The following is a 22,962-nucleotide window of genomic DNA, read 5'->3' as shown; positions in this document are numbered from 1 at the left end:
CGATGAATGGTATACACGAGTATCACCAGAGCCTTATGGCGGATGTCCGCCGCGAAGCAGATGCAACTGGAATAATGATGGTCGAGGCATTCTTCGATCAGATGGTCGCCCGGCTGACAGAAGCCGGTGAGCTCGAGACGGCTGACCGTGCTTTCTATGAAAGAGGAGAGGGCACGCAGAGGATCAGGATCGACGGGTATGCGGGCGACCCGCGAGACAGCGAAGGAATTCTTGGTCTTGTCGTTTGTGATTTCGCTGATAGTGAGGAACTTTCAACATTCGGTAAGGCTGACATCCCACCCATTCTTAACCCGCTCATCCGTTTCCTCAAGCAGGCTAGAACTGAGGCATTTCGTGATGCTCTGAATGAGGTGAGCCCTGCATTTCAAGTCTCCGATTTGATAATTGCGACGTGGTCGCAGATCACTAAGGTCAAGCTGATTCTTATCTCAAACCGTAGGTATGTCAGTCGTGATGACTCAGTAAAGTTACAGGACCTGGATGGTGTTCCGGTAACTTGGTCCGTTTGGGATTTGGCCCGAATTGAGCGATTCGATCGTTCCGGCCAAGCGCGCGAAGATCTGGTCATTGACTTTTCGCGTGAGTTCGGAACTCCGATTCCAGCACTCAAAGCTTCGCAGACTGGTGCTGCTTTAGAAAGTTATCTGCTGATTATCCCCGGGCAGTTGCTTGCCGCCATCTATGATGTATGGGGGGCTCGCCTTCTTGAGGCTAATGTTCGTACCTTCCTTCAGGCTAGGGCAAAAACTAACAAGGGGATTCAGAAAACTATCAAGGAAGAGCCGGAGCTATTCTTTCCCTATAATAACGGGTTATCGGCAACGGCAGATGGCGTGCAATGTGTTTTGACAGACTCAGGCTTGGCAATTTCTTCGATTAGTAATCTCCAAATAGTAAATGGTGCACAGACAACAGGCTCGATTCATGCCGCCCTTAGGGCCTGCCGTGAGCAGTTGGAACGTGTTTTCGTACAGATGAAGCTGACAGTTGTAGCTGCGGAGCAGTCGGAGGAAGTCGTACCGAAAATATCGGAGTATGCGAACACCCAAAACAAGGTTAACGCTGCAGATTTCTTCTCGAACCATCCGTTCCATATCCGAATAGAAACCTTTTCTCGCAAAGTGATTTTTGCTGCGCGTGAGGGGGAACGGCACGATAGTAAATGGTTTTATGAGCGCTCTCGCGGGCAGTATATCAATGAGCGCGGCCGGCGTAATGGTAGTGATCAGAGGAAATTTGACCTTGAGTTTCCAAAAGCGCAGCTTTTTAGTAAGACTGACTTGGCTAAATATGAGAATTCGGCGGCCGGGTTGCCGCATATTGTTTCGCGTGGTGCTCAAAAGAATTTCTCACTATTTGCCAGTGAAATAGGTGAAAAATGGTCAAAGAGCGAGTCTAGATATGATGAGCTCTGGTATAGAAGGTTGATCGCTAAGGCGATTATTTTCCGAACTCTAGAAAGCGAAATTCCGAAGCAGGCCTGGTACGAGGGAGGCTACCGTGCAAACATCGTAACATATGCCATGGCAAAAATTTTCCATGATGCGAACAGAGCTGATGAGGTCCTTGACCTCGACACGGTCGTTAAACGACAAATGGTTTCCGACGAACTTGCTAAGGCTCTTCTTCTTGCCGCTGAAGAAGCTAATAATGTCATTACTCAGCCTGCTGCAGGTATGCGAAATTTCTCAGAATGGGCTAAGCAACAGGCTTGTTGGAGTGTGCTGCAGTCTAGGAAGATTAACTACGGTCGCGGATTTGATCGTTGCTTGGCATTCAAGGAAAACGTGCGAAAAAACGAACACGACGCGAAGGAACTGCAGCGCGAGATCGCTGGGATTGAAGCTCAATCAGTGACGGTGAAATTAGGAGCGGACTTCTGGCAAGGAGTCTGGGAGCAAGGGAGAGCGTCGGGAAGTCTGACCGCGAAGGACGAGCAAGTTCTTAGGGTCTGCGTTTCAATGCCGCGTCAAATTCCTACCGAAAAACAGTCAAAATATGTACTTGCGCTTCTGGAAAGACTAAATGCGAATGGGGTTTTATCAATTAGTATGGCTGAAAAGTTAGCTGTCGTGGGTGGTAGTCGTCCTTAAGGTAGCATCTAGTTCTTCGAAGTGTTGAACATAAAATGTTACGTCGAATTAGAGTTGTAGCAAAGCTCAAAATATTGTACAAAAGCATTTTGGGGTGGGTCCTGCGGAGGGTCAACGGTGTGCAAGTCTTTGAGCGAGGAACGTACCGATCAGGCAAGGTTGGGCTTATATAAAAGCGACTCCCTGGACTTGATCTCCTGCACTGCACTAATATAGCAGAGCGCTGATTCTGCGGTTCTTAAGTCTTAGACTGTAGATCGCCTTGCCTTGTTGCTATTTTGAGGTCTCTAAATATGGACGTGCTTAGAAAGACTCTCAGCTCAAATGATGTCGGTGCCACTGGAACTCATCAGGGCGGTATTCTCATTCAGAAAAGCGATGCAAGGCATGCTTTGCTACCGGCTCTCGATTTCAACGTTAAAAACCCCGATGCTTGTTTGATTTGTGTAGATGAACGTGGCAGGCGACACGATCTTCGATTTGTTTACTACAATAATAAGCTTCATGATGAGAATGGTACTCGTGATGAATACCGTATCACATGCATTATGACGTATTTGCAGGAGGTTGGTGCTAGAGAAGGTGATGTTTTTATATTGCGGCGGGATCCAGGGAGTCCGCACTATAATATAGCCGTTATTGTTAGTTAGCGAAGCATCTGATGAGGTTGGTTTATTAAAAAAGTGGGTTGTTGATATTGGTGAAATCCTTGCGGGAAACGAGGGCTAATCAAGGCTTGGTGTGGCTGGTGCGCTTGCCGGTTTCTGTAAGTAGGTTAAACGTATTTATCGTTTGTGTAATGTTTTAGCATGATATGCTGAGGTTGTATGCATATTATTTTGCGTGCGCGTATTCGAGAAGTTTGGTATTTGGTTGTTGAGTGTCGGAGGTCTTTGTGGGATGTCATTTGGGTTGGAACGAAATCTTTGAATGGGTTGCAAAAAGTCAGCGAGTTTTCATAAAAAAGCTTTCGCGTAATGATACCTCGTGGGCGGACACCTCTGAAAATGGTCATCAAAACGGATTTTATATTCCTAAGGAAATTGCGGAGTCAGATTTTTTTCCGAAGTTGAAAAATATAAACCCTGATAAGCCGCATATTTTTGAGGTCGAATATGATACCTTGTGGCCAGCTTCTGCCGAGATCAGAGCATCTACGATAAAACACTATTCTTTACGAAACCCAGGCGTGGCGGGTAAAGAAAAGCCACGATATGAGTGGCACCATACCGGAGTGCCCAAGGAGCAGTTTAGAGAGGTTTCCCCCGCTTCTCTATTGATCGTTGGGAAGCTCACGTTCGCCTCTTCGGGAGTTGAGTATTGGTGTATGGTGGTGGATTCAGTCAGTGACGAGGCAGAGATCATTGAAACTGAGTTCAAGTTAAACTCTAGTTTTCATTATGGTTTTTTTGATCCGGCATTGTTGATCAAGCCTGTGTCTGATGTTGACAGGCTTGTAGCTGATTTGATGCAGGCTGTCAGTTTGGGGGAGTTAGAGAAGTTTATCGCTGATCAGAAGCTCCCTTCGCCTGATATCCTTGCCAAGGAAGCACAGTCCGTTTGGCTTGAAGAGTCACGTAAAGCTAATATGGATCCCTATCGTATCAAAAACCCTGGTGACGCCGTCATGCGGATTAGTCGGGATATTGAATATTCGTTATATAAAAGAGCTGAGCTGAGGTTTAGGGCAGCGCAAGTTGCAAAAATAATCATGCGCGCCGATGGTCATCCTTTGGCTAATCTGGTACGAGAATTTCATCTGCTTGACTCAATTTTTTTAAGTGCGGCGCAAACAAGGAAAAGTCGTGCAGGTCTTTCATTTGAGCGACATGTCGAGCGCTTACTGCGTGATGGTCGTATACACTATCAGCCTCAAGTGGTCTTTGGAGGGCGACGCCCGGATTTCGTTTTGCCGAACGTTAAAGAACTTAACACTGAAGGCGAGGCGGTTATCCTGTCTCTAAAAACCACATTGCGTGAGCGCTGGAAACAGTTGGCGTTAGAAAAGCCATTGGGGGCTATTTTCTTGGCAACGGTTGATGATCGCGTGTCCGTTGAGGCAGTAGAGGAAATGGAGCGGAACTCTATAACGCTAGTCGTTCCCGAATCATTAAAGAAGAAGGGTAACGAATCTGTATATTATGACTGTGGGAACGTGATTACGTTTTCTGATTTTTTCAGCCATGAAATAAAAAGCAAGCGATCTACCTTGATCTACTAGTTGCAGAAAGCGGTTTCTGAGCTGAAGGTGGAGTCGCTAGCTTGAGTTTGGGCTCCATCTGTCATCTCGAGATTCTTAAATTTTGCGGGCTGTTAGTGGTTCTCGGCTATGGTTTGATTTGTTGAGTCGGATAGAATCCATTCGCTGATAAGCTCAATTAAAGCTGTGTTGTTGTTTGATTTCATTTGGCGTATCGCGCACTCCCACACTACTAGTACTCGCCATCCTAAGCTGCTAAGTGCTTTTATTTGCTTTTGGTCTCTAATCTTATTGCTTTCGATTTTGTTTAGCCAGAACTCTGTTCTTGTTTTGGGTGTCTTGAAATATCTGCAATCGTGGCCATGCCAGAAGCACCCATGAATAAAAATTGCTGCGTTGAACTTTGGTAGTAATAAGTCCGGTTTTCCCGGAAGCTCGGACGGGTGGATGCGGTAGCGAAAGCCTCGCGAATGTAGTGCTTTTCGTATCAAAAGCTCAGGTGAAGTATTTTTCCCTCTAATGCCCGACATCATGCGTGAGCGTGTTGCCGAGTTTACGATGTCTATCACGTTTTACTCCAGTAAGGGCGCTGTGCGCCCTAGTGTTATAATTAACTATACTGGGAGTGTGAACTCCATCTGTGGTTGGTTCTGGTCTGTTTTGGATTTTGCGGCCAAAATACGACTTTGCATAAGTTTGGCAACTGCCTCAAATACCGGGACAGCGACGGAGTTTCCGAATTGTCGATAGGCCTGCGTATCAGAAACTGGGATAACGAAGCTGCTTTGACCGGGTTTGTCGAACCCCATCAACCTGGCGCATTCATGTGGCGTTAGTCGGCGAGGGCGATTAATTTGATTCAGTTCTCCGTAGAAATCCAGTTTTTCATTGAAGCCACGATCAACGAGAATCTCAGAGCCGTCCTTATGATATCGGGCAGACAATGTGCGGGCTACATCATTTGATCGAGTGAGGCCAAATCCGAATCCATTGCCTTTCTGGCGATGTTTTTCAGCGTACTTATAAAGGTATTCCCAAAGCTTCGGCGTCAGGATGTATTTGGCGTCAACGTTCTCGTCAAGAAGTTCGCCGAATGTCGGCCGTTCCGTCGGATACAGTTTTTCGATGTCTTTAAGGGTGAAGCCGCCGTGAACGTTAAGATCCCTTCGGAATCCTACGAGCACAATTCGCTCCCGATGCTGGGGAACGAAGTGTCGGGCATCAATTACTTTAGGGTCTTGGCCTTTAGGGGCGTCGACATCTGCCACCTCGTAACCCAGCTCATTCAATGTCTCGCAAATAATGCGGAAAGTCTTACCTTTGTCATGACTCTTGAGATTTTTTACATTTTCAAGGAGAAATGCTGCGGGTTTTTTCGCTGCTAGAATCCGTGCGACATCGAAGAAAAGTGTGCCTTGTGTCTCGCACTCAAAGCCATGCTTGCGCCCCAAGGAGTTTTTCTTGGACACACCAGCCAGCGAAAAAGGCTGGCAGGGAAAACCTGCGAGGAGCACATCGTGATCTGGGATAACTTGATCGATGTGGCGGTAAGCCTCTTCTTCGCTTATATCCGGCTGATCGGAAAGAGTTGCAGTGCGGATGTCCTGATTGAAGCGATGGCGGGTGGGATCACAGTAGTGGTTGGCTTTGTAGGTGCGGACAGCATGCTCGTTCCATTCGGATGTGAACACACACTCACCACCGATCGCCTCAAAGCCTTTGCGAATGCCTCCAATACCCGCAAAGAGATCGATGAAGCGGAAAGAAGTCTTACCTTCGGGTCGCTTGGGTAGCAAGGACTGTAGATGGACGAATTCCCGGTGGTTAAGCCTAGGGACAGCTTTGCCCTTCACCCACCGGTTCACGGTTTCTCGGCAATGAGTGGAGCCAATTTCATTCAACTTTGACGCGATTTGCTTTTGATCGTAGATCTCTAGCAACTGGCGAAGCAACGCTAGGTCTTGCTGCGGCTGTAGCTCCTGAGAGCCTTGTAATTCGGTCTCTGCGGACTCGAGAGCGTGAGGTTCGAAAAGATTCATGAGTCCGTATTCCTCTGGGTCAAACGTGTGATGAAATGTCACCATTTTATTCCTTATCAGATTTTTGTAAACCGCCCATTTGCCACGTCAGCGGGCATAGCTCGGTCTATTTTTACTGTATATGCAGCCAGTATAGTGATCAGCTGCTTTTTTGTCTCAGGATGATTGTGGTCAGCCGCAGCGGCACTTTGCCTGCTTTGGTGCTGGACTGAGCCGTCTTCGTGATTTGCTTTCCTTTCAGACCTGAGCGGCCTAAGGGGTTGCAGTAGGCGGTCCGAAAGGATTGGTTGCGGATGTAAGCGCGCCCACCGAATCGAAAGCATGGCGAGTATGTCTGCGCCGTTGGAGGTGACGGGCAGCGTTACGATAATGATTTTTGGGGGCGTGATAGCGGATAGAGGCCTGTCCGCGGCTAGCAGCGAGCTGTTTAAAGTGGAGTGGTGCAGACCGACGGAATGCCTTCAGAAAGGTGGACATCGATCCAGCTTCAGAAGACATCCCTAGGTAGGAATGTTGGCGCTTCAGCGCATCATGCCCAGCTCGGCATCATCCATCAGTGCCTTGGCCAATGCGCAGAGGTAATGTGAAGCCCAGATCAGCTGGGGTTTGTCTTCCATCAAGCCGTCCAAGGTCATATCCCGTGCGTAGCCCATAAGCTCCGAGGCCTGTTCGCGGGCACTCTGGCAAGGGATGCCGGCTTCAATGCGAAAGAGGGGATGGGTCTGGTTTTCACCTTGGTAGAAGGTGGTTTTGCCGACGGTGAATTTGGTTTCTTCTGTGGACATCGTTCTATTTTCCCGAAATCTCTAGTGCCTGGTCTGGCCTAATCGCCGGCAAGCCAGCTCCCACAGGTGCTGCGCAGGTCTCGAGATCTGTGGTGCAGCTCATATCTATGTGGGACCTGGGATTGCGGGCGATAAGGGCAGCCCAAGCGACACATCCATGAAGCCTTAGTGCGCAGTCCGAGGCTCAGTGGGCATCTGCACCTGGACTATTGCGGACTCAAGCAAAGCTCGCAGCGTCTCCAGCTCATGCATCGAAGCCATCATCAGAATCGACGCCGGCGACTTGGGCTGCAGCAGCATTGCCTGATGCACGACGGTCGCCGCGCATAGTGCGTAGTCCGTGGCTTGGATCAGGGTGTCTTCAAGGCAAAGAGTTTTGTGAGGCGGATCGGGAACGATCTTGAGCATGGTGAAGCTCCAACGTAGAAGGAAGAACTACCACGGCCATGCCGTCAAGCAATGGGTGGTAGCTGTACGCGGGTTGACGGACCGAGACGTTGGCACTCGGCGCACCACAGGGTGCCCGCACGTACAGCCACCATAAAAGTGTGCACATGAGGACAGCGTCATCGGTCCGTCAAAACCGGTCGCTGAATTGGCAGCGACGAGCCGAGACTAAAATCCACGTTGGTCATGTGCAACGAAAAACAGGCGCAGGGAGTATCTTTGGGAAATGGCCTACAAGGAAGGGGTTAATTCTGACTTTTTTTGCCCATTCACCTTCACAGCATGCAACGCCGGCTGCTCTGTTAACGGTTTGTGGATCTCAAAAAGCTTCCCACTCACGCATCCCTGTATCCAGTTATGTCGCCATGCCAACAAACGGTTCGGCATGGACTTTCGCCGCTCATGCCTTGAAACTGACTCGCTCATCTGGCCCAAGGCAGGTCATGTGCTTATCCCCTGACAACGGACGCCAAGAGACAGCCTATGGAATGCACCGAAGATGACTATCGAAGCTTTTGCCCCTTTCCAGCGCTTTGCCGCTGACCTACTGAAGTACTTGCCAGCCGACCAGCAGGATGGCTCCCACGACCTGTCCCACATCCATCGCGTATGGGTCAACGCGCAACGGATACAGCTCGTAGAAGGCGGCGACCTGGAAGTGCTACTTGCCGCGACTGTGCTGCATGATTGTGTTGCGGTAGAAAAGAACTCGCCCTTACGTGGGCAGGCGTCAACGCTGTCCGCGCAAAAGGCGGCGTCAATCCTGGCTGATATGGGCTGGCCCTTGCAGCGCATCGAGCAGGTGGCGCATGCAGTCAAAACCCACAGCTACTCGGCAGGCTTCGAACCACTCACCCTTGAGGCCAGGATTCTTCAGGACAGCGATCGCCTGGACGCCATTGGTGCAGTGGGTATCGCCCGGTGTTTTTACGTTTCCGGGCGAATGGGGTCGGCGCTGTACGATTTCAAGAACCCCGCTGCGTGGGGGAGGGAGTATCAGGACAAGGCGTATGCGATCGAGCACTTTCATACCAAGCTGCTCAAGCTTGCGTCAGGTTTTAAAACTGCTGAAGGGGCTCGGCTGGCTGCTGAACGTCATGCTCGGCTTGAAGTGTTTCTTGCGGATTTCCTGGATGAGATCGGAGCCTGCGGTGCAGGCTGAAGCGCGTGAACCCAAACCCTTTAACAGTTCAAGAATGCGATTGGTCTGTGGCTGCTTTTCCGCCGATTACTGCTGACCGCGCCAGGTAATACAGGCTCAGAAGACCCCGCAAGCCGATCCGATTGAATATTGAAAAGGAGGAGATTTCTGGAACCGTTGACGATATGGTTGGTTCTTTTCAAGGACGGATCATGGCCACTTATAGCGCGAACCACTCACAGAAACACCTCGCTGTACTGATTGATGCCGACAATGCCCCGGCCGCCATCGTTGAGGGGCTGTTCGAGGAAATTGCCAAGTACGGTGTGGCGAGCGTGAAACGCATCTATGGCGACTGGACCGGCCCCCAACTGGGTGGCTGGAAAAAGGTACTTCTCGATCACTCCATTCAACCCATACAGCAATTCGCCTACACAAAAGGGAAGAACGCAACCGACAGCTCGTTGATCATCGATGCGATGGACCTGCTCTACACCCGACGCTTTGACGGTTTTTGCCTGGTTTCGAGCGACAGCGACTTCACTCGGCTAGCTTCGCGCATGCGTGAGGAAGGTCTGACCGTTTATGGGTTTGGGGAGGAAAAAACACCGAAACCATTCGTGGCTGCCTGCGACAAGTTTATCTACACCGAGCTTTTGCGGGAGGAGGTTTTGCCTTCTGGCAGCGAGGAGGTGGCAGGGGAGGTTGATGCTACTGCAGGGGCTGGTAAGCCGAATACAGAAGTAGTCGCTCCTAAAAAGCCCAAAGCTCCAGTTAGCTTTATCAGCAAGATTCTGGACGATCTCGCTGACGAGGAGGGCTGGGCGAACCTGGGGGCGTTGGGTGCCAACATGACCAAGCTCCGACCTGAGTTCGATTCGCGCACGCATGGTTTCAAGAAGCTGAGCGATTTGATAAAGGGGCATCCACATGTATTCGAGCTGCAGGCGCGGCCGGTTTCCGGGGGCACGGCCGCACTTTACGTTCGCCACAAAACCTCCCGCTAGTTTCGGGCTGATGTGCAGAAGCAATACCGTACAGCCCGGATCGTGTCTGTCTCAGAGCGGCGGCGCTACATAGACAACCCGATCACGCCCGTTCTGTTTGGCGGTATAGAGCCCCTTGTCGGCGCGGTCTAGTGCGTCATCCAGCGTTTCCCCATTGGCGAACAGGGTGCACCCTATGCTCAAGGTTACGTTCAACTGACCACAGGGCAACTGCATCGGGCTGGCACCCACCTGTTCGCGAATCCGCTCAGCAATCCGTGTCAGCTCTTCGCTGTCTTTAACATGCAAAACTGCGACGAACTCCTCACCCCCATGGCGCACCAGCAGGTCATCAGGGCGAAGGGCAGCACGCAGGCGACGGGCAGTTTCGCAAAGCACTTTGTCACCGCCGCCATGGCCGTACTTGTCGTTGATGGCTTTGAAGTGATCCAGGTCGGCATACACCGCACCCAGCTGCAGGCCGTTCACCTCTGCCAATCGCCGTTCATGCTCCTCAAACGCCGTCAGCGCGCCGCGGTTCCACAGTTGTGTCAAAGGGTCGAGCAGGGCCTTGCGCTGCTCGCGATCCATTTCAAGCCGCAGATCGCGGTTCACCTGTGCCAAGGTGCGCAGTTGCAAGTATCCCTCGGCAAGTGTGGCCAGGTCCCTGAAGTTCGCTTGCTGCGCCTCGCTGAGCACGCGCGGGCGCGGGTCGAACATGCACAGCGTACCAATGGCTTTGCCGTTCCCGGCGCGCAAGGGGTGGCCGGCGTAAAAGCGGATATAGGGCTCGTTGAGCACGAGCGGGTTGTCGACGAATCGCCCGTCGCACGTAGCGTCGGGGACCATCAGGGTACCCTCGCCGAGAATGGCGTAGCCGCAGAAGGAAATACTGCGCGTCGTCTCGCTTGCCTCAAGCCCTATTCGGGCCTTGAACCACTGGCGGTCCTGGTCGATGAGGCTGATAAGCACAGTGTCCACATGGGCAAGGTCCTGGGTGAGCCGCACCAGGGTATCGAGGTAATGCTCGGCCGGTGTATCGACCAGGTTCATGTCATCGAGCGTGCGCTGGCGAAGCGCTTCGTCAGCGGGTAACGGGCAAGCTGGCATTCTTGGTTCTCCAGTCCTTGGTTGGTTGCTTCTGCACCTGGCGGGTGCATGTACTCTATCTGTCAAAACAAGCACAGCATAGGTGATGGCGAGAAGCCACGCGCTACAGGGGTGGCTGGGCATTTCTTGCCGAGTGTGTGATTTCTTCCGCTCAACCTTCGTCAAGAATGCTACCCCCTTAGCCGTCGCCTGGGGGACTGATACAGGGCCTTCCATGCAAACGCTGTTGAACGAGATTCTCGAAGAAGTACGTCCCTTGATCGGCAAGGGCAAAGTGGCTGACTACATTCCTGCGTTGGCCGATGTGCCTGCGAACCAGTTGGGTATCGCAGTCTATGGCAACGATGGCAGCTATCACTGCGCAGGCGACGCGCTGGTGCCGTTTTCGGTGCAGAGCATTTCCAAGGTGTTCAGCCTGGTGCAGGCGATTGGGCACTCGGGGGAAGCCATTTGGCAGCGGCTTGGCCATGAGCCTTCCGGCCAGCCGTTCAACTCGCTGGTGCAGCTGGAGTTCGAGCGTGGGCGGCCGCGCAATCCCTTTATCAATGCGGGTGCGTTGGTGATCTGCGATATCAACCAGTCGCGCTTTGCAGCACCCACGTTGTCGATGCGTGATTTCGTGCGGCGGTTGTCGGGCAATCCGCACATCTCGATCGATGCCCGCGTCGCCGATTCGGAGTATCAATTCCGCGCGCGTAACGCGGCCATGGCTTACCTGATGCAGTCGTTCGGCAACTTCCATAACGAGGTGGAGGCGGTGCTGCGTAGCTATTTCAGTTACTGCGCGCTGCAGATGAACTGCCTTGATCTGGCTCGGGCGTTCTGTTTCCTGGCCAACGATGGGTTCTGCAAGCACAGCGGTGAGCAGATTCTGACCCGCCGCCAGACCCAGCAGGTGAACTCGATCATGGCTACCAGCGGGCTGTATGACGAAGCAGGGAATTTCGCCTATCGAGTGGGGTTGCCGGGCAAGAGTGGTGTAGGGGGCGGGATTGTGGCGATCGTGCCGGGGCAGTTCACGGTGTGCGTGTGGTCGCCGGAGCTGAATGCTGCGGGTAACTCCCTGGCTGGGATGGCGGCGCTCGAACTGCTCAGTTCGCGTATCGGCTGGTCGGTGTTCTGATCGGCGGGCTCGGTGGCTGAGGTAGGCCCGGTTGACACCTCAGCTCGTTGGGTCCTGTCCCAGTACCTTGGCCAGGGCCACGCGGGCGTCTTCAAGCTGTACCAGTGAAGCATGCCGCGCGCCCAATGCGTCGCCGTTCTGGATAGCGGTCAGAATCGCCTTGTGCCGGGGCAGGGCGAGCTGGTCGAAGTTCGCGCGCTGGTTGGAGTAGCGCACCGACTCGCGCAGCGCCATCGACAGCATGTTGCACAGGTAGGCCAGCAGGTCGTTGTGGGTGGCGTCGGCGATGCGGGCGTGGAAGTCCAGGTCCGGTTGCAGGCGTTCTTCGTGGTTGCGTGCGGCTTCCATGCGCTGGTAGGCCTCGGCGATCGAATCGACATCCTCGGCGCTGGCGTTGGTGGCGGCCAGCGCGGCGGCAGCCGGCTCGATGACCCAGCGTACGCTGCTCAGCATGTTGAAGAATTCCTGCTGTGGCGTGGCCTGCATCAGCCAGTGCAGCACGTCGGGGTCGAGCATGTGCCAGTCGTGGCGCGGCCGGACCAGGGTGCCTACCCGTGGGCGTGCTTCGATCAGGCCCTTGGCGGTAAGGGCGCGCATGGCCTCGCGGAATACCGGCCGGCTGATTGCGTAGGCTTCGCACAGGCTGGCCTCGGAAGGCAGCTTCTGCCCGGGTGCGAGTTGGCCGGAGACGATCTGGACGCCAAGGTCCTGGACCAGGGTGGCGTGCATGCTCTTGCGCGTGGTGGGCTGGCGGTAGTTCATGTGGGGCGCGGCGGATCCTTCGGGCGGGGGCAGCATCATAGCATTAGCGCGTCAACGCGGGGCATGGCACCGGCTGCGCCGGTGTTCGCGGCTGAAGCCGCTCCCACAGGTGTAGCGTCAGCTCGAAGCCAGCGCAGTACCTGTGGGAGCGGGCATGCCCGCGAAGCAGGCGACGCGGAGGATGGCACCGGCTTTGCCGGTGTTCGCGGCCGCGGCCGCTCCCACAGGTGTAGTGTCAGTTCGAAGCCAGCGCAGTACCTGTGGGAGCGGGCGTGCCCGCGAAGCAGGCGACGCTATGGATGGCACCGGCTTTGCCGGTGTTCGCGGCCGCGGCCGCTCCCACAGGTGTAGTGTTAACTCGAAGCCAGCGCAGTGCCTGTGGGAGCGGGTATGCCCGCGAAGCAGGCGACGCGGAGGATGGCACCGGCTTTGCCGGTGTTCGCGGCCGCGGCCGCTCCCACAGGTGTAGAGTTAGCTCGAAGCCGGCGCAGTACCTGTGGGAGCGGGCGTGCCCGCGAAGCAGGCGACGCTATGGATGGCACCGGCTTTGCCGGTGTTCGCGCGCATGCCCTGATGCCAGTCAGTCAAGCGATTTGGGGCTGCTGCGCAGCCCATCGCTGGCAAGCCAGGCTCCCACAGGTACGGCGCAAGCCTCAAGGCTTTCGCGGTCCCTGTGGGAGCCTGGCTTGCCGGCGATGGGCTGCGCAGCAGCCCCAATGACGTCAGGCCTTAGTGCGAGTGCTTGGGCACCGCCGCCCCTCGGCAACCGACCAGGAAGTCGAAGTCGCAACCTTCGTCAGCCTGCATCACATGGTCCAGGTACAGCCTGGCGTAACCACCACTGATCAACTGCGGCGGGGCTTGCAGGTCGGCCAGGCGGCCGGCCAGCTCCTGGTCAGAGATGTCCAGGTGCAGGCGGCCTTCCTTGCAATCCAGTTCGATCCAGTCACCCTCACGCACGGCAGCCAATGGCCCGCCTGCGGCCGCTTCCGGCGCCACATGCAGTACCACGGTGCCGTAGGCGGTGCCGCTCATGCGGGCATCGGAAATGCGCACCATGTCGGTCACCCCTTGGGCCAGCAGCTTGGCCGGCAGGCCCATGTTGCCGACCTCGGCCATGCCCGGGTAGCCCTTGGGCCCGCAGTGCTTCATCACCAGCACGGAACTGGCGTCCACATCCAGCTCGGGGTCGTTGATGCGTGCCTTGTAGTCGTCGAAATTCTCGAACACCACCGCACGGCCACGATGCTGCATCAGAGCCGGGGTGGCGGCCGATGGCTTGAGCACCGCACCCTTGGGCGCCAGGTTGCCACGCAGGATGCAGATGCCGCCATCGGCAACCAGCGGCTTGTCGATCGGGCGGATCACCTCTTCGTCATACAGTGGTGCGGCCTGGCAGTTGTCCCACAGGCTCTTGCCGTTGGCAGTCAGCGCGGCAGGGTTGGGCAGCAGGCCGTTTTCGCCCAGGCGGCGGATGACCGCAGGCAGGCCGCCGGCATAGTAGAACTCTTCCATCAGGAAACGGCCCGAGGGCTGCAGGTCCACCAGGGTTGGCGTACCACGGCCGATGCGGGTCCAGTCTTCCAGCTGCAGGTCCACGCCGATGCGCCCGGCAATGGCCTTGAGGTGAATCACCGCGTTGGTCGAGCCGCCGATGGCGGCGTTGACGCGGATGGCGTTCTCGAAGGCTTCGCGGGTGAGGATTTTCGACAGGCGCAGGTCTTCGCGCACCATGTCGACAATGCGCATGCCCGACAGGTGGGCCAGCACGTAACGGCGTGCATCCACCGCCGGGATGGCGGCGTTGTGCGGCAGCGAGGTGCCCAGCGCCTCGGCCATGCAGGCCATGGTCGAGGCGGTGCCCATGGTGTTGCAGGTACCCGCCGAGCGCGACATGCCGGCTTCGGCCGAGAGGAACTCGTTGAGGTCGATCTGGCCGGCCTTGTAGGCCTCGTGCATCTGCCAGACGATGGTGCCGGCACCAATGTCCTTGCCTTTGTGCTTACCGTTCAGCATCGGCCCACCGGTAACCACGATCGCCGGCACGTCACAGCTCGCCGCGCCCATCAGCAACGCCGGTGTGGTCTTGTCACAGCCGGTCAGCAGCACCACCGCGTCCACCGGGTTGCCACGGATCGCTTCTTCCACATCCATACTGGCCAGGTTGCGGGTAAGCATGGCGGTGGGGCGCAGGTTGGATTCGCCGCTGGAGAACACCGGGAACTCCACCGGGAAGCCGCCAGCCTCCAGCACACCCTTCTTGACGTGCTCGGCAATCTTGCGGAAGTGCGCGTTGCACGGGGTCAGCTCCGACCAGGTGTTGCAGATACCGATGATCGGCTTGCCCTGGAATTCATGGTCCGGGATGCCCTGGTTCTTCATCCAGCTGCGGTACATGAAACCGTTCTTGTCAGCGGTTCCGAACCATTGGGCGGAGCGCAGTGGGCGTTTGGGATCAGACATGGGGACACCTAATTAGTATTACTATTTGTCGTTGTGCGATCGACTGTACTGATAAAAATGGTCTCTGTGAAGGCTTGTTGGCGCAATTAGTAATACTATAAGATCATTCTCCCAGGTCAGAGGTCTGCCAAAAAGTCCCCGGCCAGGTGTTGTACCCATTACAAGAACAATTGGAGACATCGCCATGATTCAGGAGCAGCGGCTCGTCCGCCTGATCACACTGAAACTCATCCCTTTTCTGGTCCTGCTGTACCTGGTGGCCTATGTCGACCGTTCCGCGGTGGGCTTCGCCAAGCTGCACATGGGCGCCGACATCGGCCTGGGTGACGCGGCCTATGGCCTTGGTGCCGGGCTCTTCTTCATTGGTTACTTCCTGTTCGAGGTGCCGAGCAACCTGTTGCTCGACCGCTTTGGCGCGCGCCGCTGGTTCGCCCGCATCCTGGTCACCTGGGGCGCGATCACCGTCGGCATGGCCTTCGTCACCGGGCCCAACGGGTTCTACGTGATGCGCTTCCTGCTGGGGGCGGCCGAGGCGGGCTTCTTCCCCGGCGTGCTGTACTACATCACCCAGTGGTACCCGGTGCGCCATCGGGGCAAGATCCTCGGCTTCTTCATCCTCTCCCAGCCGCTGGCAATGCTGATCACCGGGCCGCTTTCGGGCGCGCTGCTGGGGCTTGATGGCACATACGGCCTGCATGGCTGGCAATGGCTGTTCATCTGCATCGGTACACCGGCGGTGCTGCTGGCCTGGCCCACCTTGCGGCTGCTGCCAGACAGCCCGGCCAAGGTGCGCTGGCTCAGCGACGAGCAACGCAGCTGGCTGCAGGAACAGCTGGCCAATGACCTGCGCGAGTTCGGCCAGACCCGCCATGGCAATCCGCTGCATGCCCTGAAGGACAGCCGGGTGCTTTTGCTGGCGCTGTTCTACCTGCCGGTGACCCTGAGCATCTACGGCCTGGGCCTGTGGCTGCCGACACTCATCCACCAGTTTGGCGGCAGTGACCTGGTGACCGGTTTCGTTTCGGCCGTGCCTTACCTGTTCGGCATCATCGGCCTGCTGATCGTGCCGCGCAGCTCTGACCGGTTGAACGACCGCTACGGCCACCTTGGCCTGTTGTACGCCTTGGGTGCGATCGGCCTGTTCCTCAGTGCCTGGCTGAGCGTGCCCGGCCTGCAACTGGCGGCGCTGTGCCTGGTGGCGTTTGCGCTGTTCTCCTGCACGGCCATTTTCTGGACCTTGCCAGGCCGGTTCTTCTCCGGTGCCAGTGCCGCTGCGGGCATCGCGCTCATCAACTCCATCGGCAACCTTGGCGGCTATCTCGGCCCGTTCGGCATCGGCGCGCTCAAGGAGCACACCGGGCAGTTGTCGTCGGGCCTGTATTTCCTGGCAGCGGTGATGCTGTTCGGCTTGCTGCTCACTGGTGTGGTCTACAACCGCCTCGAGCGCCGTCAGCGCCTGGCTTCTACGCGGGTAGCCCCGGCCCCCCGCTAACTTTCGCAACCGAAAAGCGAGCACAAGCATGCGATTGATTCAATTCGAAACCGCCACCGGCGAGCGCCGGGTGGGCGTGGTGGAAGGCGAGTACGCCCTGGAAGTACGTGGCGCCGGCAGTACCCGCGAGCTGGCCCTGCAAGCCATTGCCGCCGGCCGTGACCTGGCCAGCGAAGTGCAGGCTGCAGGCCTGGGCGAGCGTCACGACTACCTGGCCCTGCTGGCCGAAGGCCGCGTATTGCCACCGCTGGATCATCCGGACCCGGCGCATTGCCTGGTCACCGGCACCGGGCTTACCCACCTGGGCAGTGCCGCCACCCGCGACAAGATGCACCAGCAGCAGGCCGAAGGCGCCGTGACCGACAGCATGCGCATGTTCCAGTGGGGGCTCGATGGCGGTCGGCCGTCGGCAGGCGAGGAGGGCGCGCAGCCGGAATGGTTCTACAAGGGCGACGGCGGCATCGTCGTGCGCCCTGGCGCCGACCTGCCGCTGCCGGCATTTGCCGAAGATGCCGGCGAGGAGCCGGAGCTGGTCGGGCTGTACCTGATCGGTGCCGATGGCACGCCGTATCGCCTCGGTTACGCGCTGGGCAACGAGTTTTCCGACCATGTGATGGAGCGGCGCAATTACCTGTACCTGGCCCACTCCAAGCTGCGCGCCTGCAGCTTCGGCCCCGAGCTGCGCCTGGGCGCGCTGCCGGCCCACCTGGAAGGCACCAGCCGCATCCTGCGCGACGGCCAGGAACTGTGGCGCAAGCCGTTCCTGTCGGGCGAGCAGAACATGTGCCACAGCTTCGAGAACCTCGAGTTCCACCACTTCAAGTACCCGCAGTTCCTGCGCGCTGGCGATATTCACGTGCATTACTTCGGTACCGCCACGCTGTCATTCGCCGACGGCATCCAGGCGCGCCCGGGCGATACCTTCGAGGTCAGCCTCGATGCCTTTGGCCAGCCGCTGCGCAACGGCATTGCATCAGCACCTGCGCAGGTACGCCCCGGGGTGGTGAAAAGCCTTTGAGCTCGCTGCCAGCCGGTTGATGAATCGGGGCCGCTTTGCGGCCCTTCGCGGGCTCGCCCGCTCCCACAGGTACAGCGCGGCCTCCGGAATTGCGCGGTCCCTGTGGGAGCTGGCTTGCCTGCGATGGGCTGCGCAGCAGCCCCTTAGGGCCAACTGCCTGACACAAGCATCTGAACCTTCCTTCTCATTTACAGGAGTCAACCATGACCGGAAGCAACTTCATTGGCGGCCAGCGCAGCGCCGCCGGCAGCGTGCGCCTGCACAGCCTCGATGCGCGTACCGGCGAAGCCTTGCCACTGGCCTTTGCCCAGGCCACACCTGAAGAAGTGGACGCCGCCGCGCAGGCAGCCGAAGCGGCCTTTGCCGAATACAACGCCATGGCGCCGCAGCGCCGTGCGCAGTTCCTCGATGCCATTGCCGACCAGCTGGATGCGCTGGACGACACCTTCATTGCCACCGTGTGCCGCGAAACCGCGCTGCCGGCCGGGCGCATCCAGGGCGAACGGGCGCGTACCAGCAACCAGATGCGCCTGTTCGCCACGGTGCTGCGCCGCGGCGACTTCCTCGGCGCGCGCATCGACCGCGCCCAGCCACAGCGCCAGCCGCTGCCGCGTCCCGACCTGCGCCAGTACCGCACCGGGGTCGGTCCGGTAGCCGTGTTCGGCGCCAGCAATTTCCCGCTGGCCTTCTCTACCGCCGGCGGTGACACCGCCGCAGCGCTGGCCGCCGGCTGCCCGGTGGTGGTCAAGGCGCATAGCGGCCACATGGCCACGGCCGAGCAGGTGGCCGAGGCGATCGAGCGCGCAGTGCTCGCCACCGGCATGCCCGCCGGCGTGTTCAACATGATCTACGGTGCCGGTGTCGGCGAAGCGCTGGTCCGTCACCCGGCGATTCAGGCGGTGGGCTTTACCGGCTCGCTCAAGGGCGGCCGTGCCCTGTGCGAGCTGGCTGCGGCGCGCCCACAGCCGATCCCGGTATTCGCCGAAATGAGCAGCATCAACCCGGTGCTGGTCTTGCCGGCGGCCTTGCAGGCCCGTGGCGAGCAGGTGGCCAGGGAACTGGCCGGTTCGGTGGTGCTGGGCTGCGGGCAGTTCTGCACCAACCCCGGGCTGGTCATTGGTATTGCCGGCGAAGCGTTCAGCACCTTCCTCACGGCCCTCGGCGCGCAACTGGCCGATCAGCCCGGGCAGACCATGCTCAATGCCGGCACCTTGCGCAGCTATAGCCAAGGTGTGCAACGCCTGCACCAGCACCCGGGCGTGCGCCATCTGGCCGGTGCCGAGCAGGCGGGTGACCAGGCCCAGGCGCAGCTGTTCCAGGCCGATGTGAGCTTGCTGCTGAACGGTGACGCACTGCTTCAGGAAGAGGTCTTCGGGCCTGCCACGGTGGCTGTCGCAGTAGCCGACGAAGCCGAACTGCGCCGCGCCGTGCAAGCCCTGCATGGGCAACTGACCGCAACCCTGATTGCCGAGCCGGAAGACTTCCAGCGTTTCGCCGCGCTGGTGCCGGTGCTGCAGCGCAAGGCCGGGCGATTGTTGGTCAACGGCTACCCGACCGGCGTTGAAGTGTGCGATGCGATGGTGCATGGCGGGCCATACCCGGCCACCTCCGATGCTCGTGGCACCTCGGTCGGCACCTTGGCCATCGACCGCTTCTTGCGACCGGTTTGCTACCAGGACTACCCGGACGCACTATTGCCCGATGCCCTGAAAAACGGCAACCCGCTGGGCCTGCAGCGCCTGGTCGATGGCCAGCACAGCCGCGAGGCGCTGGCCTGACGCAAGCGCTGTCAGGTTACTCCCGCCAGGCCCAGCCTGGCGGCTTACGGCAGGCATGGCTGGCACCGGCTTCGCCGGTGTTCGCGGGTGAACCCGCTCTCACAGGGGCGCTTTCTTGAGTGAGCGACCTCAGGTACCGCCACTGGCTATCTCCCGAGCAACCCAACTCTGGAACGCCTCCGCCACCGGTGATGGGTGCATCGCGCCTGATTGCGCCAGCACGACTTTTTGTGGTGATACCTCTTCCAGCAAAGGCCGGCACAACAGCGGTGTACCGTCATAGCAGTGGTCCCCGGCGGGCCGGGTGCATGACAGGGCAACCCCGTAGCCATGCGCGACGAGCCCCCGTTGCATCTCGAAGGTCTGGGTAAATTGCTGGGTGCGCGGTTGCAGGTTATGCGCCCAGAACAGCGAAAGAAAATACTCACGCGTTTGTGCAATGTCCTCAAGAATCAAACACTCTTGCGCCAGCTCATGCAGCGGTATCGCTGCCAACTGGGCCAGGCGATGGTCAGTGGCGATGAGTGCGTAGGGTTTCAGCTCAGCCAGCACCTGGCGTGGCAGCGAGGGGTCGAGGCCTATGTCGTAAGTCAGTGCGAGCTCGGCTTTACCGGCGCTCAGGTGGCGGTGTACGTCTGCCAGGTCAGTCTCGAACAGCGTGACCTCGACATCGGGATACTGCTTGCGAAAGCTCGATAGAAGGCGCGGCGCGTAGTAGGGGCCCAAGTCTTGAAAACAGATCAGCGACAGGTTGCCGCGCAGCGAGCCTTGGGTGGTATCCGCGTTCTGATTCATGGCAATGGCCATGCCGATGATATCGCGTGCCTGGGCCAGTAAGCGCGTGCCTGCTGACGTCAGCTCCAGCCCGCGGCTTACCTGGCGCCGGAACAGCCGCTCGTTCAGCGCCTCTTCGAGCTGGGCGATAGCAACCGAAACCGATGGCTGCGAAACGTGCCGGGCTCTCGCCGCGGCGCTGATACTGCCGTGTTCGGCCACGGCGACGAAGTACTCGAGCTGCCTGAACGAGAACCCTATCATCTTTTCCTATACTCGGAATTAGGAAATATATTCTTTTCCTATCGTAGCTGAAAAGCAATACTCGCGGTGCACCTTGCTTGTTCCGCTTGATACTTGGCAGTGGTGCTGTTGCCCAATAAAAAGACCAAAGGGTGCTTTATGAAACAGTCCACCGAATTTCAACTAAGTGAAGAAACCATCGCGGCATTCCAGCGCGATGGTGCCGTCTGCGTACGTAACTTGTTCACGCCGGAAGAAGTTGCACTGCTCGAAACCGGTATTGAACAGAACCTGAAGGCCCCGAGCGAGCGCGCCAAAGTGGCCAGCCGCCCTGACGACCCGGGTTGGTTCTTCGAAGACTTCTGCAACTGGGGTGATATTCCGGCCTATCGCCAGTTCATCTTTGAAAGCCGGGTGGGTAGTGTTGCAGCGCAACTCATGAACAGCGAGACAGCCCGGCTTTATCACGATCACCTGCTGGTCAAGGAGCCAAACACGCGCCAGCGAACGCCCTGGCATCAGGACCAGCCCTATTACAACATCGACGGGCGCCAGAACTGCAGCATGTGGATGCCAGTCGACCCGGTCTCGAGAGAATCCACCCTTGAATTCGTGGGGGGCTCGCACCTCGGGCCCTGGCTGATGCCACGCAGCTTCCTCGACAGCCAGGCGCAATGGTTCCCGGAAGGCAGCCTTGCGGACCTGCCGGATATCGAGGCCGATCGCAGCGCCTGGAACATCCTCGGTTGGGCGCTCTCCCCAGGCGACGCGGTGTTCTTCCACATGCTCACCTTGCACGCTTCTGGCGGTGTCGGGGGCAATCGTCGGCGTCGAGCCTTCTCGGTGCGTTTCCTCGGCGACGACATTACTCACGCACCGCGCCAGTGGAAAACCTCGCCACCGTTCCCCGGCCTCGAAACGCAACTGGCCAGCGGCGCCGAAATGAACCACGAACTGTTTCCGGTGCTGTGGCCAAGGGCTTGATGATTGGAATAATGCGTGCCTGATAAAACCGCACGGCATTAACGTTGTGCGGACCTGATAATAAAACCAAGAAGGTACCTATGAGCGCTCAATCTTCACACCAGTTGAAGCGGGGTCTTTCTACCCGGCATATTCGTTTCATGGCGTTAGGCTCGGCTATCGGTACGGGGCTGTTTTATGGCTCGGCATCGGCAATCAAGTTGGCCGGGCCCTCAGTTCTGCTGGCCTATCTGATCGGTGGCGCAGCCATTTACATGATGATGCGCGCCCTTGGCGAAATGGCGGTTCATAACCCGGTGTCAGGCTCTTTCGGCCACTATGCCAGCCAGTACCTCGGTCGTTACTTTGGCTTTCTGACAGGTTGGAGCTACGCGTTCTCGATGTTGGTGGTATGCCTGGCAGACGTGACGGCCTTTGGCGTTTACATGGGGCTGTGGTTCCCTGTAACACCGGCGTGGATCTGGGTGCTTGGGATCGTGTTCTTTATCGGGGCGCTGAACCTGTGCAGCGTGAAAGTGTTCGGGGAGATGGAGTTCTGGTTGTCGTTGCTGAAGGTGACTGCGATCGTTGCCATGATTGTGGCAGGCGCCGCTGTGCTGCTACTGGGCATCCAGTTGAATGACGAGGCAGGCACGGTTGCCGGAATCTCGAACCTGTGGAACCACGGCGGGTTCTTCCCTAATGGCGTCAGCGGAATGATCGCTTCCTTCACTGTCGTGATGTTCGCCTTTGGCGGGGTCGAAATGATCGGCATCACCGCAGGCGAGGCAAGGGACCCGAAGCGCGTATTGCCGAAGGCTATCAACTCGGTGCCTTTGCGCATACTGCTGTTCTACATTCTTACCCTGTTGGTGCTCATGGCCATTTACCCTTGGACCAGCATTGGCAGCCACGGTAGCCCGTTCGTGCAGATCTTCAGTGGTCTTGGTATCAGTTCAGCGGCAACCGTGTTGAACATCGTGGTTATTTCAGCAGCTGTTTCAGCCATCAATAGCGATATCTTCAGCGCTGGGCGCATGATGTACGGTATGGCTCAGGACGGCCAGGCACCAGCCGGTTTCGCATCGTTGTCGCGTTTCGGTGTGCCGTGGATGACGGTTGCAGTGATGGGCGTAGCGCTGCTTCTGGGCGTGGTATTGAACTACCTGGTACCAGAAGACTTGTTCCTGGTGCTCGCTGCGGTGGTCACGTTCTCCATTGTCTGGGTCTGGTTGATGATCCTGCTTTCTCAAGTGGCCATGCGGCGCGGCATGAGCAAGGAGCAGGCGGCTGCACTGGATTATCGTGTGCCACTGTGGCCGGTAGGGCCAGCCTGCGCCATCGCTTTCATGGTATTCATTTTTGGTGTGCTCGGTTGGTTCCCGGCCAGCCGCACAGCCATGTATGTCGGGGTCGGCTGGTTGCTGCTGCTATCCCTGGGTTACTGGTTGTGGGGTGTGCGTGCTCCGCGTCAGCTGTCGGCCAACGCTTGAGGCTGTGCCCGGCATATCCCTTCGAACCATT

Annotated in this window: 19 protein-coding genes; 11 read left to right on the top strand and 8 right to left on the bottom strand. The window is 57.6% G+C overall.

The window, feature by feature from the left end:
* Positions 1-2: 2 nt before the first annotated feature.
* From CAF70_RS04340 to CAF70_RS04330, 3 genes are all read left to right on the top strand, one after another.
* Positions 3-2,114, top strand: a complete 2,112-nt coding sequence (locus CAF70_RS04340) for an AIPR family protein (RefSeq protein WP_085622158.1) — start codon at positions 3-5, stop codon at positions 2,112-2,114.
* Positions 2,115-2,407: 293 nt separating this feature from the next.
* Complete coding sequence (locus CAF70_RS04335; RefSeq protein WP_085622160.1) at positions 2,408-2,764, top strand: EcoRII N-terminal effector-binding domain-containing protein; 357 nt, start codon at positions 2,408-2,410, stop codon at positions 2,762-2,764.
* Between the two features lie 257 nt (positions 2,765-3,021).
* On the top strand, positions 3,022-4,335 hold the full coding sequence (locus CAF70_RS04330) for a type II restriction endonuclease (RefSeq protein ID WP_256573250.1): 1,314 nt from the start codon (positions 3,022-3,024) through the stop codon (positions 4,333-4,335).
* Positions 4,336-4,427: 92 nt separating this feature from the next.
* Here the strand turns inward: CAF70_RS04330 and CAF70_RS04325 are convergent, their stop codons facing one another.
* The 4 genes from CAF70_RS04325 to CAF70_RS04310 all read right to left on the bottom strand — a co-directional run bounded on the left by CAF70_RS04325 (position 4,428) and on the right by CAF70_RS04310 (position 7,546).
* On the bottom strand, positions 4,428-4,883 hold the full coding sequence (locus CAF70_RS04325; protein WP_085622164.1) for a very short patch repair endonuclease: 456 nt from the start codon (positions 4,881-4,883) through the stop codon (positions 4,428-4,430).
* A 45-nt stretch (positions 4,884-4,928) separates the two neighbouring features.
* Complete coding sequence (gene dcm / locus CAF70_RS04320; protein WP_085622689.1) at positions 4,929-6,353, bottom strand: DNA (cytosine-5-)-methyltransferase; 1,425 nt, start codon at positions 6,351-6,353, stop codon at positions 4,929-4,931.
* A gap of 521 nt (positions 6,354-6,874) precedes the next feature.
* Positions 6,875-7,138, bottom strand: coding sequence for a DUF3077 domain-containing protein (locus CAF70_RS04315; protein WP_003250694.1), 264 nt, complete (start codon positions 7,136-7,138; stop codon positions 6,875-6,877).
* A 165-nt stretch (positions 7,139-7,303) separates the two neighbouring features.
* Positions 7,304-7,546: a hypothetical protein gene (locus CAF70_RS04310; RefSeq protein ID WP_085622166.1), complete on the bottom strand. Its 243-nt coding sequence runs from the start codon at positions 7,544-7,546 to the stop codon at positions 7,304-7,306.
* A gap of 538 nt (positions 7,547-8,084) precedes the next feature.
* On the opposite strand from CAF70_RS04310, the gene CAF70_RS04305 reads away from it, so the two are divergent.
* Together CAF70_RS04305 and CAF70_RS04300 are read left to right on the top strand one after the other, a co-directional pair.
* Positions 8,085-8,747, top strand: coding sequence for an HD domain-containing protein (locus CAF70_RS04305; RefSeq protein ID WP_085622168.1), 663 nt, complete (start codon positions 8,085-8,087; stop codon positions 8,745-8,747).
* 191 nt (positions 8,748-8,938) lie between these two features.
* Positions 8,939-9,733, top strand: a complete 795-nt coding sequence (locus CAF70_RS04300) for an NYN domain-containing protein (RefSeq protein WP_085622691.1) — start codon at positions 8,939-8,941, stop codon at positions 9,731-9,733.
* 51 nt (positions 9,734-9,784) lie between these two features.
* Here CAF70_RS04300 and CAF70_RS04295 read toward each other — a convergent pair whose 3' ends face one another.
* The gene (locus tag CAF70_RS04295; protein WP_085622170.1) at positions 9,785-10,822 is read right to left on the bottom strand and encodes a diguanylate cyclase; all 1,038 of its coding nucleotides are present in this window, start codon (positions 10,820-10,822) and stop codon (positions 9,785-9,787) included.
* Between the two features lie 214 nt (positions 10,823-11,036).
* On the opposite strand from CAF70_RS04295, the gene glsB reads away from it, so the two are divergent.
* Positions 11,037-11,945, top strand: a complete 909-nt coding sequence (glsB, locus tag CAF70_RS04290; RefSeq protein ID WP_025752741.1) for a glutaminase B — start codon at positions 11,037-11,039, stop codon at positions 11,943-11,945.
* A gap of 39 nt (positions 11,946-11,984) precedes the next feature.
* On the opposite strand, the gene CAF70_RS04285 is transcribed toward glsB, so the two are convergent.
* Together CAF70_RS04285 and CAF70_RS04280 are read right to left on the bottom strand one after the other, a co-directional pair.
* Positions 11,985-12,707, bottom strand: a complete 723-nt coding sequence (locus CAF70_RS04285) for a FadR/GntR family transcriptional regulator (RefSeq protein WP_085622172.1) — start codon at positions 12,705-12,707, stop codon at positions 11,985-11,987.
* Positions 12,708-13,436: 729 nt separating this feature from the next.
* Positions 13,437-15,170, bottom strand: a complete 1,734-nt coding sequence (locus CAF70_RS04280) for an IlvD/Edd family dehydratase (protein WP_085622175.1) — start codon at positions 15,168-15,170, stop codon at positions 13,437-13,439.
* Between the two features lie 184 nt (positions 15,171-15,354).
* On the opposite strand from CAF70_RS04280, the gene CAF70_RS04275 reads away from it, so the two are divergent.
* The 3 genes from CAF70_RS04275 to CAF70_RS04265 all read left to right on the top strand — a co-directional run bounded on the left by CAF70_RS04275 (position 15,355) and on the right by CAF70_RS04265 (position 19,458).
* Complete coding sequence (locus CAF70_RS04275; RefSeq protein ID WP_085622177.1) at positions 15,355-16,662, top strand: MFS transporter; 1,308 nt, start codon at positions 15,355-15,357, stop codon at positions 16,660-16,662.
* A 28-nt stretch (positions 16,663-16,690) separates the two neighbouring features.
* Positions 16,691-17,680, top strand: coding sequence for an AraD1 family protein (araD1, locus tag CAF70_RS04270; RefSeq protein WP_085622179.1), 990 nt, complete (start codon positions 16,691-16,693; stop codon positions 17,678-17,680).
* A gap of 203 nt (positions 17,681-17,883) precedes the next feature.
* Positions 17,884-19,458, top strand: a complete 1,575-nt coding sequence (locus CAF70_RS04265) for an aldehyde dehydrogenase (NADP(+)) (RefSeq protein WP_085622181.1) — start codon at positions 17,884-17,886, stop codon at positions 19,456-19,458.
* A 129-nt stretch (positions 19,459-19,587) separates the two neighbouring features.
* On the opposite strand, the gene CAF70_RS04260 is transcribed toward CAF70_RS04265, so the two are convergent.
* Positions 19,588-20,496, bottom strand: a complete 909-nt coding sequence (locus tag CAF70_RS04260; protein WP_085622183.1) for a LysR family transcriptional regulator — start codon at positions 20,494-20,496, stop codon at positions 19,588-19,590.
* A 138-nt stretch (positions 20,497-20,634) separates the two neighbouring features.
* On the opposite strand from CAF70_RS04260, the gene CAF70_RS04255 reads away from it, so the two are divergent.
* Both CAF70_RS04255 and CAF70_RS04250 read left to right on the top strand, forming a co-directional pair.
* On the top strand, positions 20,635-21,459 hold the full coding sequence (locus CAF70_RS04255) for a phytanoyl-CoA dioxygenase family protein (RefSeq protein WP_085622185.1): 825 nt from the start codon (positions 20,635-20,637) through the stop codon (positions 21,457-21,459).
* A gap of 80 nt (positions 21,460-21,539) precedes the next feature.
* On the top strand, positions 21,540-22,931 hold the full coding sequence (locus CAF70_RS04250; protein ID WP_085622187.1) for an amino acid permease: 1,392 nt from the start codon (positions 21,540-21,542) through the stop codon (positions 22,929-22,931).
* Positions 22,932-22,962 lie beyond the last annotated feature (31 nt).

This window comes from Pseudomonas sp. B19(2017) (assembly GCF_002113165.1).
Lineage (GTDB): Bacteria > Pseudomonadota > Gammaproteobacteria > Pseudomonadales > Pseudomonadaceae > Aquipseudomonas.
Note: the sequence above shows the minus strand (reverse complement) of the source record. Positions and strands in the feature narration are given on the sequence as shown.